This window comes from Paenibacillus sp. PAMC21692 (genome assembly GCF_014303795.1).
GTDB lineage: Bacteria > Bacillota > Bacilli > Paenibacillales > Paenibacillaceae > Pristimantibacillus > Pristimantibacillus agaridevorans.
This window is the reverse complement of record NZ_CP060293.1, coordinates 6,638,736-6,655,235: the sequence shown is the minus strand read 5'-3', so window position 1 is coordinate 6,655,235 and position 16,500 is coordinate 6,638,736. Positions and strand designations below refer to the sequence as shown.

General features: G+C 53.2%; 16 protein-coding genes. 13 read left to right on the top strand and 3 right to left on the bottom strand.

From position 1 onward, the window contains the following. Positions 1 to 115: 115 nt before the first annotated feature. From H7F31_RS27045 to H7F31_RS27000, 10 genes are all read left to right on the top strand, one after another. Complete coding sequence (locus H7F31_RS27045; RefSeq protein WP_187101328.1) at positions 116 to 874, top strand: Cof-type HAD-IIB family hydrolase; 759 nt, start codon at positions 116 to 118, stop codon at positions 872 to 874. Then, positions 874 to 1,356, top strand: a complete 483-nt coding sequence (locus H7F31_RS27040) for a DUF456 domain-containing protein (RefSeq protein ID WP_187101327.1) — start codon at positions 874 to 876, stop codon at positions 1,354 to 1,356. The genes H7F31_RS27045 and H7F31_RS27040 overlap by 1 nt, the downstream gene beginning before the upstream one ends. A gap of 38 nt (positions 1,357 to 1,394) precedes the next feature. Beyond that, a complete protein-coding gene (locus H7F31_RS27035; protein ID WP_187101326.1) occupies positions 1,395 to 2,132 on the top strand; it encodes a ThuA domain-containing protein in 738 nt (245 codons plus the stop codon). Positions 2,133 to 2,151: 19 nt separating this feature from the next. Then, positions 2,152 to 3,825, top strand: coding sequence for a putative polysaccharide biosynthesis protein (locus tag H7F31_RS27030; protein ID WP_187101325.1), 1,674 nt, complete (start codon positions 2,152 to 2,154; stop codon positions 3,823 to 3,825). Positions 3,826 to 4,403: 578 nt separating this feature from the next. Beyond that, positions 4,404 to 5,996 (top strand): copper amine oxidase N-terminal domain-containing protein, encoded by a 1,593-nt coding sequence (locus H7F31_RS27025; protein WP_187101324.1) that lies wholly within the window; start codon positions 4,404 to 4,406, stop codon positions 5,994 to 5,996. A gap of 12 nt (positions 5,997 to 6,008) precedes the next feature. After that, positions 6,009 to 6,356 (top strand): thioredoxin family protein, encoded by a 348-nt coding sequence (locus H7F31_RS27020; RefSeq protein ID WP_187101323.1) that lies wholly within the window; start codon positions 6,009 to 6,011, stop codon positions 6,354 to 6,356. A gap of 270 nt (positions 6,357 to 6,626) precedes the next feature. Beyond that, positions 6,627 to 7,565, top strand: coding sequence for a COX15/CtaA family protein (locus H7F31_RS27015; RefSeq protein ID WP_315970527.1), 939 nt, complete (start codon positions 6,627 to 6,629; stop codon positions 7,563 to 7,565). After that, positions 7,562 to 9,325: a UbiD family decarboxylase gene (locus H7F31_RS27010; RefSeq protein ID WP_108994565.1), complete on the top strand. Its 1,764-nt coding sequence runs from the start codon at positions 7,562 to 7,564 to the stop codon at positions 9,323 to 9,325. Before H7F31_RS27015 ends, H7F31_RS27010 begins: the two co-directional genes overlap by 4 nt. A gap of 15 nt (positions 9,326 to 9,340) precedes the next feature. Further along, the gene (locus H7F31_RS27005) at positions 9,341 to 10,054 is read left to right on the top strand and encodes a Cthe_2314 family HEPN domain-containing protein (protein ID WP_087570548.1); all 714 of its coding nucleotides are present in this window, start codon (positions 9,341 to 9,343) and stop codon (positions 10,052 to 10,054) included. A gap of 28 nt (positions 10,055 to 10,082) precedes the next feature. Continuing rightward, a complete protein-coding gene (locus H7F31_RS27000; protein WP_187105558.1) occupies positions 10,083 to 10,856 on the top strand; it encodes an SDR family oxidoreductase in 774 nt (257 codons plus the stop codon). A gap of 72 nt (positions 10,857 to 10,928) precedes the next feature. Here H7F31_RS27000 and H7F31_RS26995 read toward each other — a convergent pair whose 3' ends face one another. Beyond that, complete coding sequence (locus tag H7F31_RS26995; RefSeq protein WP_087570549.1) at positions 10,929 to 11,174, bottom strand: NifU family protein; 246 nt, start codon at positions 11,172 to 11,174, stop codon at positions 10,929 to 10,931. 91 nt (positions 11,175 to 11,265) lie between these two features. Between H7F31_RS26995 and H7F31_RS26990 the strand changes: the two genes are divergently transcribed. Beyond that, complete coding sequence (locus tag H7F31_RS26990; protein WP_187101322.1) at positions 11,266 to 11,541, top strand: YuzB family protein; 276 nt, start codon at positions 11,266 to 11,268, stop codon at positions 11,539 to 11,541. Here the strand turns inward: H7F31_RS26990 and H7F31_RS26985 are convergent. Then, entirely contained in the window at positions 11,538 to 12,605 is a 1,068-nt protein-coding gene (locus tag H7F31_RS26985; RefSeq protein WP_087570550.1) for an NAD(P)/FAD-dependent oxidoreductase, read from the bottom strand. The genes H7F31_RS26990 and H7F31_RS26985 overlap by 4 nt on opposite strands. Before the next feature lie 66 nt (positions 12,606 to 12,671). Then, positions 12,672 to 13,775 (bottom strand): aminofutalosine synthase MqnE, encoded by a 1,104-nt coding sequence (mqnE, locus tag H7F31_RS26980; protein ID WP_087570551.1) that lies wholly within the window; start codon positions 13,773 to 13,775, stop codon positions 12,672 to 12,674. A gap of 343 nt (positions 13,776 to 14,118) precedes the next feature. Here mqnE and erpA point away from each other — a divergent pair, with 343 nt between their 5' ends. Together erpA and H7F31_RS26970 are read left to right on the top strand one after the other, a co-directional pair. Next, positions 14,119 to 14,481 (top strand): iron-sulfur cluster insertion protein ErpA, encoded by a 363-nt coding sequence (erpA, locus tag H7F31_RS26975; protein WP_087570552.1) that lies wholly within the window; start codon positions 14,119 to 14,121, stop codon positions 14,479 to 14,481. Positions 14,482 to 14,662: 181 nt separating this feature from the next. Next, on the top strand, positions 14,663 to 16,489 hold the full coding sequence (locus tag H7F31_RS26970) for a glycerophosphoryl diester phosphodiesterase membrane domain-containing protein (RefSeq protein ID WP_187101321.1): 1,827 nt from the start codon (positions 14,663 to 14,665) through the stop codon (positions 16,487 to 16,489). Positions 16,490 to 16,500 lie beyond the last annotated feature (11 nt).

The window sequence follows — 16,500 nt, the reverse complement described above, 5'->3', positions numbered from 1 at the left end:
GTTTCATCCTTGTTATCGAGCAAGGGCGGAACATCTCTTTTTATCTTCCCCAGCATTTGGTTTCTCCCCGATTTGTGATAAAATAGGCAGGTGTGCGAATGAAGGAGTTGACATCATGACGAATTATAAATTGCTTGCGCTGGATATGGACGGAACGCTGCTTAATGAGCTTTCCGAGATTAGCGCAGAGAACGCGAAATGGATTGGTAAGGCGCTGGATGCCGGCGTCATCGTCAGCTTTTCGACGGGTCGGGGCTTCGAGAGCGCGCTGCCTTTTGCCGAGCAGCTAGGCCTGACTACGCCGATGATAACGGTCAACGGAGGCGAGGTGTGGTCGCGTCCGCATGTGCTGCATAAACGCACGGAGCTAAGCTCCATCTACGTGCAGCGGCTGCATGAGCTGGCGCTCCAGTATCCCGAGGTATGGTACTGGGCGTATACGACCCAGCGGATCTACAACAAGGAGCGCTGGTTCGGGCTAGACGAAAAGTACGAGGATTTCCACTGGCTCAAGTTTGGCTATTACACCGAGGACGACCGGGCAAGGGAAGCCATATTGGCAGAGACGAACACATGGGGAGCTTTCGAGATTACCAACTCTTCTCCCCATAATATCGAGCTTAATCCACTGGGCGTATCCAAGGCCAGCGCCCTGCGAGAATTATGCGCTCTGCTCGGCATCGAAATGGGCCAGGTTATCGCTGCGGGAGACAGTCTAAACGATATCGCGGCCATACGCGAAGCCGGATTAGGCGTGGCGATGGGCAACGCACAGCAGGTCGTGAAGGAGGCGGCGGATGCCGTTACGCTGACGAACGATGAGAACGGAGTCGCCGAAATAATCAAGAAGTACATATTCGGAGGCGAATCGTAATGGATATTCTAGGCTGGTCGCTAATCGTTCTGCTCTTTGTCGTTGGCATGGCGGGGGCAATCTACCCCGTGCTTCCGGGAGTTCTTGCGATCTATGCGGCTTTCTTCGTCTACGGCTGGTTCTTCTCGTTCGGAGACTTCGATTGGATCTTCTGGACGATCCAGACGCTGATTGTCGTCGTCTTGTTCGTTGCGGATTACGCGGTCTCGGCATGGGGAGTCAAACGGTTTGGAGGGACGAAGGCGTCCGTCATCGGCAGTACGATCGGCATTATCGCAGGTCCGTTCGTCATCCCGGCGTTCGGACTTATCATCGGGCCGTTCGCGGGAGCGGTCATCGGCGAGCTGATCGCGGGCAAAAACGTCGAGCAGTCGCTCAAAGCAGGCTGGGGAGCGCTAGTAGGTTTATTTACAAGCGTCGTAGTGAAGGTCATCCTGCAAGCGGTTATGATCATCCTGTTCATCCTTTGGCTAGTATTCTAATAAGGTAGTTCAACCCCACATAGAAGGCGGTTAGAGACATGGTTAAAGTTACGGTATGGAATGAATTCCTGCACGAGAAGATTCATGATGAAGTGAAGACCGTGTACCCGGACGGCATTCATGAGGCACTGGCGAAGGGGCTTGCGGCAGCGGACATCGAGCTTGCTACTGCTACGCTGGAAGAGCCGGAGCATGGCCTGACGGAAGAACGTCTGAACAATACGGACGTATTGATCTGGTGGGGCCATATGGGCCACGACAAGGTCGAAGACGCCATCGTCGACCGTGTTCAGCAGCGCGTATTGGAAGGCATGGGGCTGATCGTTCTCCATTCGGAATACTTCTCCAAGATATTCAAGAAGCTGATGGGGACCGGCTGCGATCTGAAGTGGCGCGAAGCGAACGAGAAGGAACGGATCTGGGTCGTAAATCCGGCGCATCCCATCGCCGCAGGTTTGCCGGAGTACATAACGCTGGACCATGAAGAAATGTACGGCGAGCACTTCGATATTCCGGCTCCGGACGAGTTGATCTTCGTAAGCTGGTTCGAGGGCGGCGAGGTATTCCGTAGCGGCTGCACGTTCAGCAGGGGTCAAGGCAAAATTTTTTACTTCCGCCCTGGACACGAGACATTCCCGACCTATTATAATCCGCAAATTCTGCAAGTCATTCAGAATGGCATCCGTTGGGCGGCTCCATCGCGCGCTGCCGCGCCAGTACGAGGCAACCATCAGCCGCTAGAACCAATCGGCGGCAAGACGCCTAACCAGGGTTAAGGAGAATGGAAAGAAAAGCATGGTAAAAAAAGACACATTAATCAAAGGCACGATTATCCTTGCGGCAGCTGCGCTGATAGCTCGATTCCTGGGGCTGTTCCAAAAAATACCATTGGCCTACATGTTAGACCACAAAGGCATGGTTGCCTTCAATGCCGCCAATTCCATCTACCTCGTGCTTCTGCTTGTTGCTACTGCAGGCTTCCCGAGCGCCATCAGCAAGATGGTATCGGAGCGATATGCGCTCGGCAAGGAAGGCGAGGCCAGAAGAATCTATCATGCCGCGCTTGTGTTCGGAGCCGTATCCGGGCTTATTCTTGCCGTGGCGCTGTTTGCGCTTGCCCCCGTTTTTGCGGTGGTCTCGAAAGAAGAATACACCATGCTTTCCGTACGCGCTATCGCTCCCGCATTGTTAGTTTTTCCCGTTATCGCGATGATGAGGGGCTACTTCCAAGGCAGGCAATTCATGACGGCAGGCGGGACTTCGCAGATCGTGGAACAATTGCTTCGCGTCGGTCTCGGCATCGGTCTCGGCCTTATCGTATTGGCGCTCGACTGGGGCGACAATTGGGTGGCCGCTACGGTTACGTTCGGCAGCGTGTTCGGAGCAATCGGCGCCTTTGCGGTTATGTTGAGATTCGCGCGGAAGCTGAAGGTGCAAGATGCATCGACGACGCCTCGGTTCAATGGCGAGGCAGCCGCTGCGCTCATGCGCTCCAGAAGTGTTTCGAGCGTATCCTCCGATCTTCGCTTCCGGTCGATATACGCTGAAATTTTCAAGATGTCTTTGCCCGCCTTGGTAACTTCCACAGCGATCAATCTGATTTTTGCATTCGACCAGACGTTATTCCTTAGACTGACGGGGGAGTTCTATTCGGCCGAAGCAGGAATCGAAGCGTTAGCCGACTTCGGAGCCAAGGCAATATCGCTTGCGGGCATTCCGCCTATTTTGGCAATCGCACTCGGTTCTTCGCTTATTCCCGTCATTGCCGCTGCCTACAAGCTTAAGAATATGGGCGAGGTGCAGCGGCAGGCATCCGTCGTTATGCGGGTTGTATGTTTCACGGGCGTACCGCTCGCGCTTTTGTTCACGGTAGCGGCATACTCCATCATCGGAGTGCTCTTTCCGCTGCCGGAAGACGGATCCGGCCCTACGGGCAGCGGCGCGGTAGCCGCGCTTGCGGCCGGAACAATTCTGCAGATTACGATGATGACAACGAACTCCATTCTTTACGGGATGGGCAAGCAACGAATCTCCATGCGGCATACGCTGATCGGATTAGTATTGAAGGTAGTCGTCAGCGTCGCGCTTGCGCCGTTCCTCGGCGTATATGGTCTCATCATCGGCTCTACGGTCTGCTTCGTCGTGACGACGATGATGAATCTGCGCTTTATTAACGGAATAGTCAAGTTGAAAGTACTCGGCAAACGCTGGATGCCGTACCTCGTCTCCATCGCTGTTGCCGCGCTTGGCGGCTGGGGCGCGGAGACGGGAATGCTGTCCTTAACCGACAGCTGGATTCCGAAGCTGTCCTACTTCTTCGCAGCTGCTGCCGCTTCCATTGCCGTGGTGGCGTTGTATGGCGCGATGCTGGTCATTCTTAAGGTAGTGACAGCGGAAGATGCAGCTTCATTGCCGGCTCGACTGCGTAAACCGTTCCTGAAAGTACTTCGAATCGTTTCTCGTGCTTAATCAGGACATTATAATTTGGCGATAACCCCTTTCCAATCATTTACAAGCATTTACCAAGTCTAGTACAATAGTATTAATTTTCTTGATGTTTGTCCGATTTTTAACCTCGAATAAACCTATCAGACAGGAGATTCACAATCGAAGAATAGCGCCATTTATGAGGCTGTCGATTCATTGTGGACGGCAGCGCAGTTAAGCAAAGGTTGAGCGTAACGGACACCACAGTCGCTATTTCGCAAAAATGGGCCCTGTTCAAATTGTAACGGACACAGACGACCTTACTTACGTCAAAACCGCATAGAATGGGCGGAAATGCACCAAATAGCGCCATCTGAGTCCGTTAGATTTTCAATACCGCGAAAATGCTGCAAATAGAGGCTCTGAGGTCCGTTAGCGAAAGCAGAACGTTTCAGCTCAGTTACTCACAATGAATCGACGGCCTTTTTATGTCCGTTAGGCAGTGAGCGACTGGACATTATTGGGTTTTTGGATCACCTTCGGGTGATTTGTTCTTGAATAATCATGGGAGAATAAGAGTTTTATAGGGATGCCAATATGGAGTTAAGGGGAGAAGCGGGATGAAGAACAAGCTGCTTAAGAGGGCGGCAGTTGCCGCTCTTGCTCTGGCGGTCATGATCGTTACGGGCTGCCAGGCGATTGCGGGGCTGGATTTGAATGCGGTGCTGAAAAATGCGGTTAAGGTAACTTCCGGCGAAAGCAAATCGTCGTTGGAGCTTCAGCTCAGGCTGAATGAAGAAGCGCTTGCGGAATACGACGAGGACGAAGCGGACTTATATCGTTTATTATCTCATGTGAAGCTGACAATTGACCACGCCGCTGTTGAGGATGAATCCAATATGTCGGTAGAAGGTAAAGTATCTTTAAGCGATTTGAACGTTCCATTTAAGCTGCGCCTGTCGGAGACGGCAATGGTGCTGGAGCTCGAGGGCGTGACAGCGCCAATCGTATTCGACCTGTCTGACGAAGCAATCGGTTCGATGTTTGACATCGAAACTGATCCGGGTAATGGGATCTCCGCGGAGCAAGAGGGGGCGTTGACTGAGGTCGGTCGTCAGATCATGGATTTTGTTAGCGGGTATGCCATCGATAACTTGCCGAATCCAAGCAACCTGACCGCGGCGCCAGTTGTAGAGACGGTTGGCGGCAGCCCTGTCTCGATGATGAAGCTGCAATTCACGATGGACGGACCGAGCATCTGGGAATGGGCCAAAACCTACGTGAATGCGCTGATCGATGATCGCGAAGGTCTGACTAACGCTGTCAGCAGCATTCTGAAGCTGCTTGAGGAGAATCCGGTCTTCTGGGAAGCGCTGGGAGAGATCAATCCGTTCGAAGGCGATGTTCTGGATGCGCCAACCTCCGACGAGATGGCGGAGGAAGCGGTCGAAGAGATCATCACGCTACTGGAATCCGCCCGCGAAGAGATGGAATGGACGGAGTCCGAGGACGAGGAGTTCTTGAACGAATTATTGAACGAGTCGCTAGTATTGAAAGCCGATGTGTATGTAGATGCAAAGCTCGACATTCGCAAGCAGGCGTGGGAATTAAACTACGAGCTGGGCGAAGCGTTAAATGATGAATATTACGAATCCGTTGTAACGGGCTTTACAGTCAAGTCATCATCCGAACAATGGAATGTGAACGGAACCGTTACGGCAGCTGACCCTGTCGTGACGGAAGACTCACTGTCCATTCTGGATATGGAGTTGATGGAAGGTTATGAAGCTTTGCAATACGTAGATGAAGATTCCGACCTGTATGAGCTGCTCAAGAACAGATTGCATATTACGCGTCAAACCTATAATGCATTCGCCGATGATTACTACAACCCGCCGATTATTATGCCAGGTTACGTCACGGTTGTGGCGGTCCGAGATGTAGCGGAAGCCTTTGGAGCAACGGTCTCCTACAATTCGCTCACTCGCCAGGTATCCGTATACGACGAGCTGACAGACACCCGCATCATTATGCAGATTGGCAGCGATAAGGTGAAGGTAAACGGCGTGGACGAAGTATGGCCTTACCCCGTCATGACGATCGACAGCGTTACGTATGTGCCTGCCCGCAAGCTTGCGGAGGCTCTGGGCGCGGATATCGAGTGGAATACGTTGTATGAGGATTGGAAGGAATTAACGATTACACGCGAGTAAGGAGGAAACGACATGCAGAAACTAACGACGGACTCCGAATTCCGCGAAGCCGTCTCGGGCAAGGAGCTGACCATTGCCGTATTCAAGACGACGTGGTGCAAGGATTGCCATTTCATCGATCCTTTCATGCCGGAACTGATTGCTTTTTATGAAGGCCGCGCGCGGTTCGTGGAGATTGACCGCGATGATCTGCCCGATCTGTGCTCGGAGCTGAATATACTGGGCATCCCCAGCTTCATCGCCTTTCATTCGGGACAAGAGCTGATACGGTTCGTCAGCAAGCTTCGCAAGTCACGCGACGAAATACAGCAGTTCGTGGACAGGGCCATTGAGGTTAGCGCGTCGGTAAATCGCGATTAACGATATGTGAAACGCGCGTAAAGGAAGTCCGTTCGGAACTTGCCATGAGCTTCATGGTTATCCGATGCGGACTTTCCTTGCGAATAGCGTGATATGTCGCGCCAAGCACGGCAGCTTAGCGGTGATTTAAAGAAGGCTCTTCAAGCTTGTGTCAATCCCGTGACTGTCCTTGCCGGAAGCGGCAAGTTCACATTTTCAACATGGCTTTTGCCCGTGCCAATGGCTATAATTGAACTGATCTATACGGACTTTTATGGAAACAGGTGATGAATGATGGTAACCGGCCGTTTTCGCGCGTTTGCGATTGCATCGTGCATCGGAATGCTTCTTGTACTGTTAGCCGGAGCTTTAGTAACGAATACCGACTCGGGCCGCGGATGTGGCGATGATTGGCCGCTGTGTCACGGCAAATTTATCCCCGCCTATACGCTTGAGACCGCTATCGAATTATCCCACAGAGTCGTAAGCGCCTTGGAAGGCATCCTCGTGCTAGGAGTGACCATTGCGGTGTATCGCAAATACCGCAGCAACCGCGAGGCTTACAAAGAGCCGATGTTTTATGCAAACGGAGCGCTTCTATTTACCGTTATTCAAGCACTGATGGGCGCGGCAGCCGTAAAATGGTATCAATCGCCTCCGGTCATGGCAATTCACTTCGGCATTTCGATCATCGCTTTCGCCGCTACCATGCTGCTCGTCATTTGGACCTATCGAGCGAACCGGCCCGCACGGGAGAAACCACTGCGCGTTCCCGGAACGGTGTACAAGTGGGCGCTGGCGACGTCGGTTTTCTGTTATGTTATTATTTATTTGGGCGCTTATATCCGTCATACGGAATCAGCCGGCGGCTGCGTGGGCTGGCCGTTGTGCAACGGGGAAGTGATCCCCGAGCTGTCTGGCGCGACTGGTATCGTCTTTATCCACAGAGTAGGAGCTATCCTTTTCGGCTTAATGGTAGCCGGATTGTACCTGTACATTCGCAAAACGACTGGAGAGGACTCGTCCCTGTCAAAAACCGCCGGCTGGGTAACGCTGCTGCTAGTCGCCCAAATTATGAGCGGCTCATGGTTGACCGCGACGGTAGGCAATGATAACTGGTTTATCTTCACGAGTCTTGTTCATAACTTGATTATCGTAGCATTATTCGGACTATTAATGGATATTCTCATTCGTTCCTGGCGGCTGAGGGAAGGACGTGGACAAGCATGACTTTCGCGAACTTGCGCGAATTTATAGAAGTATTGAAACGCGACGGAGATCTGGCTATTATCGAGGCGCCGGTGGATCCTTATCTGGAGCTTGCAGAGATTCATCGCAGAGTAATAGAGCAAGAAGGCAAGGCGCTGCTCTTCACGAACGTGAAGGGCAGTCCTTTCCCTGTCGTTACTAATCTGTTCGGCACGGATCGCCGCGTCGATCTTGCTTTCGGTCCCAAGCCGGAGGCGTTGATGAAGACCATTATCGGCGCGACGGAACGGATTATGCCTCCGACGCCGAAGGCGATCTGGGGAGAGCGCGGACTTATCTGGGATATGATGAAAGTCGGAATGAAAACGGTGCCGAACAGCAACGCTCCTATCCTTGGCGAATTAAAGAAGTCGAAGCCGCTTGCCGGTCTGCCGGCTATAACAAGCTGGCAAGAGGATGGCGGTCCGTTCGTCACGCTGCCGCTTGTGTACACGGAAAGTCTCAAATCGCGCAAAAAACATAATCTTGGCATGTACCGGATGCAAATTTTCGACGATTCCACGACGGGGATGCACTGGCAAATACATAAAGGCGGCGGCTTCCACTATTACGAAGCGGAGCAGCGCGGCGAAGCGCTGCCCGTATCCGTGTTCCTGGGCGGCCCCCCGGCATTGATCGCATCGGCTATCGCGCCGCTGCCAGAGCATCTTCCCGAGCTCCTGATGGCGTCGCTTATACTGGGAGAGAAGCTGCCGGTCGTTAATGATCCGCAAGGCGGCCATCGAATGCCTGCCGAAGCGGAGTTTGTCATCAGCGGCAAGGTGCCTCCGCATCTTCGCAGACCCGAAGGACCGTTCGGCGACCACTTCGGCTATTATTCGCTAGTCCATGATTTCCCTGTATTCCAGGTGAGCCATATGTGGCATCGTAAGGATGCCATCTATCCGGCCACTATCGTAGGCAAACCGCGGCAAGAGGATTATTATCTGGGCGAATTCCTGCAGCGCTTGCTGGCTCCGGCATTCCCGATGGTCATGCCGGGCGTCAGAGAGCTGTGGGCTTACGCGGAGGCAGGCGTACATGCGCTTGCTGCCGCCGTTGTGCGGGAGTCGTATTCCCGCGAAGCGCTGTCCACAGCGTTTAGCATCCTGGGTCAAGGACAGCTTACGCTTACGAAGTTCCTGATGCTGACGGATCAACCAATCGATCTGTCTCGGTTCGACGTCCTTATGGAGACGGTCCTGGAGCGCTTCCGGCCGGGAAGCGATTTGTTCGTCTTCGACGAAACGTCGCATGATACGCTCGACTACACAAGCGGCAAACTTAATCACGGAAGCAAGGCCGTCATGCTTGGCGTCGGAGAACCGATCCGCAAGCTGCCTTCGCAATATACGGAAGGCGCTATTGAAGAAATTACGAACGCGAAACCATATTGCAAGGGATGTCTGGTTGTCTCCGGGGCATCTTACGAACGCGAGCCTGCTCTGGCAGAACGTCTGCTGGAGCGTCTGTCGGCACGAGGAACGGAATGGCCGCTTATTATATTGGCCGACGATGCCGATATCGCAGAGGGACAGACATCCTTCCTGTGGACCGTATTCACAAGATTTAATCCTGCGGACGATATATATGCCAAAGCGGAAATCAAGCGGCACCACTTCGGATATCAACTGCCGATCGTTATCGACGCGCGGATGAAGCCGGGTTACCCTGACGAATTATTCCCGCGCGAAGACATCGTGAAGCTGGTGGACAGCCGCTGGAGCGAATACAAGCTGTAAGGAGGCGCGAGCGACATGCTTCGATTTATGTTCGGCGAGACGGAGAGAGAGCCGGCAGGAGGCTTGCGGGAGACGTACGAGCTGCTGGAGGAGTTCGCCTCTCTTGCTTCTTCGCGCATTAAGTCGGGAGCTGGTAATGGCGAGAGGCTGCGCAAGCTGGAGATATGGGCGAGAGGGCTGCGATCCTCGCTTGCGGAGCTGGAACAGAGCCAATACGCGGCCAGCGTACTCAAGAATAGGATCAGCTCCGATTCGGTCAAGGAAATGTCGCCCGAGGAACGGTTGAATTACGATCGATATGTCTATTTCGACAAAAATGCTTTCATTCGCGTCTTCTCGCTTCTGGACAAGCTGGGCACGCTGCTCAATGAATTGCTTGAGATGAAGACGGAACGTATCAAGCCGCATTTCTCCTACTTCACTGTTCTACGGCATATGAGGGAACGCAACGCGCACCCGAAGCTGACCTGGAAGCTGAACGAGGTTAAAGAACAAACCAAAGATGCGACTAATCGGCTGCGCAAGCGGCGCAATACGGAAATTCATTATATGAATTCGGAGATGCACGACGATCTCATCCAAAGTCAACGCATGTATGGCGAGGAGATCAAGCTGGAGAATCTCGGTCAGCAAGGCGATGATCTGGCTGTATGTTTGCATATGGTCATCGAATCGTTACGGCTGACCTTCCGCTATGGCAATTCGCTGCTCAAGAGCAAGAGCTTATAATCCCGGGAGAGGGTGAATATGCGTGGAGCTGAAAGGCAAAACGGCGCTCGTGACCGGCAGCGCCAAAGGTTTGGGGAAACGAACGGCGCTTGAGCTTGCCGGGCAAGGCTGCGATGTCATCATCAATTATTTGGAATCCGAACAGGAAGCTCTGGAAGTGAAACGATTGATCGAGAAGATGGGGCGTCGAGCCATTACCGTACAGGCGGATATCGCTACGATCGAAGGCGCGAACAAGCTGGCGGACGAAGCGGAGGCTTGGGCGGGAGGCGTCGATATTCTCGTCAACAACGCGGGCCCGTTCGTACGCAAGCGCAGGCTCTTTAGCGATTACGACGAAGAGACGATCATTCGATTGCTGCACGGCAATCTGCTGAGCGTCATGCTGCTGGATCATCGTCTCCTTCCTCATATGCGGAAGCAAAGATGGGGACGTATCGTACACTTCGGCTTCGGCCATGCCAACGAAGCGCGGGCATGGCCGCATCGCGCGGTATATGCGGCGGCGAAGACCGGTCTGGTATCGTTTACGAAGTCGCTTGCGGTGGAGGAAGCTCCATTCGGCATTACCGTAAACTTGATTGGCCCCGGCGATATTCGCGGCGTCAACAAGGAGCGTTCCATCGAGGAAGCGGAGACCGAACATGATCCGGAATCGCCTCTGGGACGACCGGGCACGGGCGAAGACGTCGCGCGCGTCATTTTGTTCCTCTGCGAGCGCAAGTCGAGCTTCCTGACGGGCAACGTCATAGACGTCACGGGCGGCTTCGATCCGATCCGGGCGAATATTAAGGATCTGTGAATTCTTGTTAGTAACGAAAAAAAGAGTCTTATCCGCCAAGGGCAATACCCCGGGGATAAGACTCTTTGCGTCTTAGAATACTTGAACGACTTCTACGACGCCGTCTACTTCTTCCAGCAAAGCGCGTTCGATACCGGCCTTAAGCGTAATCGTCGAGCTAGGGCAGCTGCCGCAAGCGCCCATCAGGCGGAGCTTTACGATACCGTCCTCCACGTCGACCAATTCTACGTCGCCTCCGTCGCGTTGCAGGAAGGGGCGAAGTTTATCCAGTACGTCCAGCACTTCGTCGTACATTGTTTCTTGAACTTGTTCACTCATTGCAAATCACTCCTTTCTACCCTATTATAGTACAAAGCGAAACAAATGAAAATGGTTCGCAATCCGCACTCCTAAAAGTCAGGTGATACCGATGATAAAACCGTTAATTGAATTTTGCGCCAGCAATATGCACCATGGCACGGACGAGGTTATGCGCCGTTTCGAAGAAGACGACGATTATGAAACGACCGAATATGGCTGTCTGGGCAATTGCGGCGAATGTTATCTTAGTCCTTACGCGCTGGTGGACGGAACAATCGTAGCCGTCGACGAAGTGGATCAATTATACGAGGCGATAATCGAGTCGCTCAAGCAGCAGCAAGCCGATCGCGAAGCGCTGGACAAGCTGCTGGACGACCTCGATTAACCAAGATGGCGCTTGGAACGCCAGAGCACGCCGCTCTTGACAAGACGGGGGACGCGGCCAAGAATCGGCGTGCCGCCCATAATGCCGAAGCCGCTTTTCTTGCCGAGCGAGCCAAGAACGCCCTTCAGCTTAATCTTGCCAAGCCGCGGCGTCTTGTCGTGCCAGATCGCGTGCAGCACCTCCGCGATCTGCTTGCCCTGAGCGCCGGCGGCTTGACCGCTCGGAGAGAGCGGCAGCGCCGCACAGTCGCCTACGACGTACACATTGTTATGATCGGGCAGTTGGTGATAAGGATTCAGAATTAGCCTACCCTGATTGTCCTTAGGCAAGTCCATGCGCTGTACAAGCTCCACTGGCTGAATGCCTGCCGTCCATACGGTAACATCCGTATAGATGGGCCCCGTTGAATTGGCGTCGTAAAGGATGCCTTGTTCGAGACGGGTCAGCCCCACATGGCCGCGCATCTCGACTCCGTGCTCCATAAACCAGTCGGCGACGAAGTTCTGCAATCTGCCGGGGAATGCCGACAACACCTTTGGTCCGCGATCCAGAATGCGAATGTTAAGATCGGGCCGGCTCTCGCGCAGCTCGGCAGCAACTTCCACTCCGCTTAATCCGCCTCCGACAATCGTCACTTGCCCATAGGGCTTAACATCATTTAATTGCGCATAAGTTTTCCTGCATGCCGAAAATGTCTGGATGCTTGTCGAGAACTCCTCGGCGCCTTCGATGCCGTGATATTTGTCCGTGCATCCGAGACCGATGACGAGCCAGTCATAGGAAAGAGGCTCATGGCCTTCCACGTAAACAAGTTCGTTCTCCATGTCGATATCCGTAATCTCGCCGTAAGCGTATTGGACCCTGGAGTCGACCGGGAATTTCACGCGCAGCTCGAGATCCGAGACCGTTCCTGCCGCAAGCGCGTAATATTCCGTCTTCAATCCCTGGAATGGCATTCGATCCACAAGCGTAATGAAAACGTCATGCGGCAGCCCATGTTCAATCAATTCGTTCACGATAGCAGCGCCGCCATAGCCGCCGCCTAATATAACTACATTTCTCATTTCGTTTTCCAACTCCAAGAGTTCGTGATGTGTGATAGTAGGTTGCGCCTGAGAGATAGGGATTACTCATTCATAAATCTTGATTTCGTTGTAGAAAGTGTCACGTTCGACCGGGATGCGACCCGCTCCCTTGATTAACCAGATCAGATCCTCGCGTGTAATGCCTTCGGGTGTCAGAGCACCGGCAGCGTGGCTGATCTTCTCCTTTACGATCGTGCCATGCGCATCGGAAGCGCCCATCGTAAGAGCAACCTGGGTCAACTGAACGCCGATGTTGATAAAATAAGCTTTGATATGCTGGAAGTTGTCCAGCATCAAACGGCTGATCGCAATCGTCTTAAGATCCTCGAACGCCGAATTACGGCGGCGAATGCCTGCTTTTGGATTGATTGGCTGCATCGAGAGCGGGATGAACACGAGGAAGCCGTTCGTCTCGTCTTGCAGCTCGCGCAGATGGATAAGATGGCGGACTCGGTCTTCCTTCGACTCGATGGATCCGTACAACATGGTCGTGTGAGTGCGCAGTCCGAGGTTATGCGCCGTGCGATGGACGTCGAGGTACTGCGATACATCCGCTTTGTCCACGCGCATCTTCTTGCGATAATGATCGGACAGAATCTCTGCGCCGCCGCCTGTCAGCGACTCCAGTCCCGCCTTCATTAGCTCCTGCAGGACCTCCTTGTAAGACAAGCCGCTGATCCGCGAGAAGAAGTCGATCTCGGCAGCCGTATATGCCTTCAGCGTAACTTCCGGGAAACGAGCCTTAAGCGCCTTGAGCGAATCCACATAATATTGGAAAGGCACATGCGTGTTATGGCCGCCAACGATATGGAATTCGCGCACGCCCGGGTGGAAGTGCTGCTCCACATAGGCGATCATTTCCTCGCCGCTAAGCGTATAAGCTCCCGGATCTCCTTCGTCCTTGCGGAAGTTGCAGAACGCGCAATGCGCTTCGCATACGTTGGTGAAGTAGAGGCTCATGTTCTCGATAAAATATACCTTTTTCCCGTTCTTGCGAATCGCAACCTCGTTGGCAAGTTGTCCGATTGTAAGCAGATCATCCGATTGATATAAGAAAACGCCGTCTTCAAGCGACAAGCGCTCTCCATGACGCACTTTGTCGACAATAGACATCATTTGTTTCTCTTGCGTAGGTACGATTACGTTCATGGCGACGCCTCCTTGATCCCGTGCCCGATTATGCGGTCCATCCGCATAAGGCTTGGGATTCACGATAGTTACTGTTATTATTGGTTTGTGAAAAAAATAACACAAGATGAAACGGCCATGCCGTAATTGGGCGGCGCAGCGCGTTTCATTTCGAAAAAAAAATCATTCGATTTTCTGTAACCATTATAAACCTCACACGTAGCAGGGGCAACCTAAAAAAGTATGGGAGTTGTCTAGGAGGCTCGTCCAGCGTCTATTAGAGGCCAGGAAAACGCGTTGCGTCTTGAGCATCGCGTCCCGCTGGAGTATACTATGGATAAGTAAGTGAATGGAGGGATGAAGCATGATCACAATCAGTGAGCTTGCATCTGAGAAAATAAAAGAAATGCTGGAGCAGGAAGCTACGCCGGGATTGTCCCTGCGCGTCGGTGTCAAGGAGGGCGGCTGCAGCGGTTTCTCGTACGGCATGGGCTTCGACGATGAAGTGAACGACGGCGATCACAAGCTGGAGTCGAGCGGTATTCCGGTGGTCGTAGATTCGGACAGCATCAAATATTTGAACGGTCTCGTCATCGATTTCCAAGAGTCCGCCATGGGCGGCGGCTTTACAATGGATAATCCGAACGCCAGCGTTACATGCGGCTGCGGCTCCAGCTTCCGCACGGCGAAGGACGCGGGCAAGCCGGCTGCCGAAGGCGAGTGCTAAGCATCGGAGCTCAAGATTGATTGGCGGACTTTTCGCCCCAGCCTCCCAGCTGTCCCGGGTTGTTCCTCCCGGGCGGCGAGGGAGGTTTGTTGTTATTAAGGATTCAAAATTGGACTTTTTTGAACAACCTTTGTAAGCGTATAATAATAGGAGACTCTACTTCAGAACAGGATGAATGCCGATGATTACACCGCTTGGCAGGAGCATTCGCGATTTCCGCCTTATCTACAAGAAGTTGCTTGTCTTCGAATATTTGTTTATGCTGCTGACAAGCTTCGCGATTCTTCCGCTGCTTAATTATATATTCAACAAAGTGATGTGGGTGGTCGGCACCGGATCGTTGCTTAATAACGACATCTACAGGCTGGGATACAGCTACGAAGGCGTTGCCGGCCTGCTTGCGATCGGAGTGATCGCTTCGTTCGTGCTGTTTATCGAGCTGGGCGTCGTCATTACGATTGCCCAGAAGCATTATTTTGGCCAAAACGTGCTTATCGCGGATTCGCTCTGGACGACGCTGCGCAGAACGCCGAGGTTGTTCGGCTTCGGTCTGGTCCAGCTTCTCTTCTTGCTGCTGGTCCTTATCCCGTTCGTCGATTCGCCGTTATCGGAAGCGTTTTACCGGCTGTTTAATGTACCGATCTTTCTGAATACGCGAGTGTTTAACGGATCGCAGCTGATGATTGCCATCTATATTCTGATCGTGGCGGTTACATTGTACATTGTGCTGCGCTGGATATTCGTCCTGCACTTTATCGTGCTGGAAGGTCAGAGCATTACCGAGGCGATCCGCAGCAGTTCGGCGATGACGAAGGGCAAGCGTCTCCATTTGTTTTTCGCCCTGTTCGTGTTCAACGGGCTCGTGCTCGGCATCGGCTTCGTGCTGATTACAACGGTATCTTATTTGCCTGCATGGCTGGACAATAATGTGCTTAAACTGTTTACGGACCACTATACGCTGACGCTGTCGACGCTGCTTGCTTATATGCTGACACTGCTGGTGATGCCGTTTAACCTGATCTATCTGACAAGGCTCTATTACGAATATGGTCTGCGCTTCGGCATAGATGTGGAGGATCGGCTGCAGATGTCGCGCAGCTTGCTGTTAGGAAGGCTGGAGCGGCGTATTACGAAGCTGCTGTCCAGGGTAAAGCGGAAGCGGATTGTGTATGCATCGCTGGCTCTTGTCTATCTTTGCCTTGCGCTGCTCGTCAGCTACAAGGCGAACGACAGTCTCGTCTATGCGAAGTGGAACGTCCTCGTGTCCGCGCATCGCGGCGACTTCGAATCGGCGCCGGAAAATTCTTTGCAATCCGTCCGCACCGCGATTCAAAAGGGCTACCAGTCGGTGGAACTGGACGTTCAACTGACTGCGGACGGAACGGTCGTGCTGCATCACGACTATCAGTTGCTTCGCATGGCGGGCCTCAAAAAGCGGGTCAGCGAGCTTACGTACGATGAACTGTCCAAGCTGACCATCGGCACCTACGAAATTCCGCCGGAGCTCGCGGAAGGCGAGGAGGCCGGAGAAGAGAAGCAGGGCGAGATCGAGATTGTGAGGATCCCGCTGCTCTCGGAGGTGCTGGCGGAAGCCAAGGGAAACATCAAAGTGCTGCTGGACCTTAAGCCATACGGGGACGGAGAATCGCTAGTCCGCGAGGTTGTGGCGCTGGTGACCGCGTTCGAGATGGAGGAGGACGTCTACATCCAGTCGTTCGATAGCAAGTCGTTGTCGCTCATCCGCGCGCTGAACCCCGACATCCGCATCGGGCAGATTCTTTACTTCGCGTTAGGAGATTTAACGACTCTGGATGTTGACTTCTATACGATCGAGCAGGTCATGTTGACCGACAAGCTGGTCGACGAGGCGCATCGTCATGGCCGCGAGGTGTGGGTATGGACGGTCAACAGCAGCCGCAATATGAAGGAAGTGCTCAAATATCGGATCGACGGCATTATTACGGACTATCCGGCGCGGGCGCAGACCATGGTGGAGCTTGACCTCTGACGGGAGAGCGA

Bases quoted from the DNA above. Each gene is read 5' to 3' on its own strand.
- H7F31_RS27045 (WP_187101328.1), top strand. From the start codon at position 116: ATGACGAATTATAAATTGCTTGCGCTGGATATGGACGGAACGCTGCTT.
- H7F31_RS27040 (WP_187101327.1), top strand. From the start codon at position 874: ATGGATATTCTAGGCTGGTCGCTAATCGTTCTGCTCTTTGTCGTTGGC.
- H7F31_RS27035 (WP_187101326.1), top strand. From the start codon at position 1,395: ATGGTTAAAGTTACGGTATGGAATGAATTCCTGCACGAGAAGATTCAT.
- H7F31_RS27030 (WP_187101325.1), top strand. From the start codon at position 2,152: ATGGTAAAAAAAGACACATTAATCAAAGGCACGATTATCCTTGCGGCA.
- H7F31_RS27025 (WP_187101324.1), top strand. From the start codon at position 4,404: ATGAAGAACAAGCTGCTTAAGAGGGCGGCAGTTGCCGCTCTTGCTCTG.
- H7F31_RS27020 (WP_187101323.1), top strand. From the start codon at position 6,009: ATGCAGAAACTAACGACGGACTCCGAATTCCGCGAAGCCGTCTCGGGC.
- H7F31_RS27015 (WP_315970527.1), top strand. From the start codon at position 6,627: ATGATGGTAACCGGCCGTTTTCGCGCGTTTGCGATTGCATCGTGCATC.
- H7F31_RS27010 (WP_108994565.1), top strand. From the start codon at position 7,562: ATGACTTTCGCGAACTTGCGCGAATTTATAGAAGTATTGAAACGCGAC.
- H7F31_RS27005 (WP_087570548.1), top strand. From the start codon at position 9,341: ATGCTTCGATTTATGTTCGGCGAGACGGAGAGAGAGCCGGCAGGAGGC.
- H7F31_RS26995 (WP_087570549.1), bottom strand. From the start codon at position 11,174: ATGAGTGAACAAGTTCAAGAAACAATGTACGACGAAGTGCTGGACGTA.
- H7F31_RS26990 (WP_187101322.1), top strand. From the start codon at position 11,266: ATGATAAAACCGTTAATTGAATTTTGCGCCAGCAATATGCACCATGGC.
- H7F31_RS26985 (WP_087570550.1), bottom strand. From the start codon at position 12,605: ATGAGAAATGTAGTTATATTAGGCGGCGGCTATGGCGGCGCTGCTATC.
- mqnE (WP_087570551.1), bottom strand. From the start codon at position 13,775: ATGAACGTAATCGTACCTACGCAAGAGAAACAAATGATGTCTATTGTC.
- erpA (WP_087570552.1), top strand. From the start codon at position 14,119: ATGATCACAATCAGTGAGCTTGCATCTGAGAAAATAAAAGAAATGCTG.
- H7F31_RS26970 (WP_187101321.1), top strand. From the start codon at position 14,663: ATGATTACACCGCTTGGCAGGAGCATTCGCGATTTCCGCCTTATCTAC.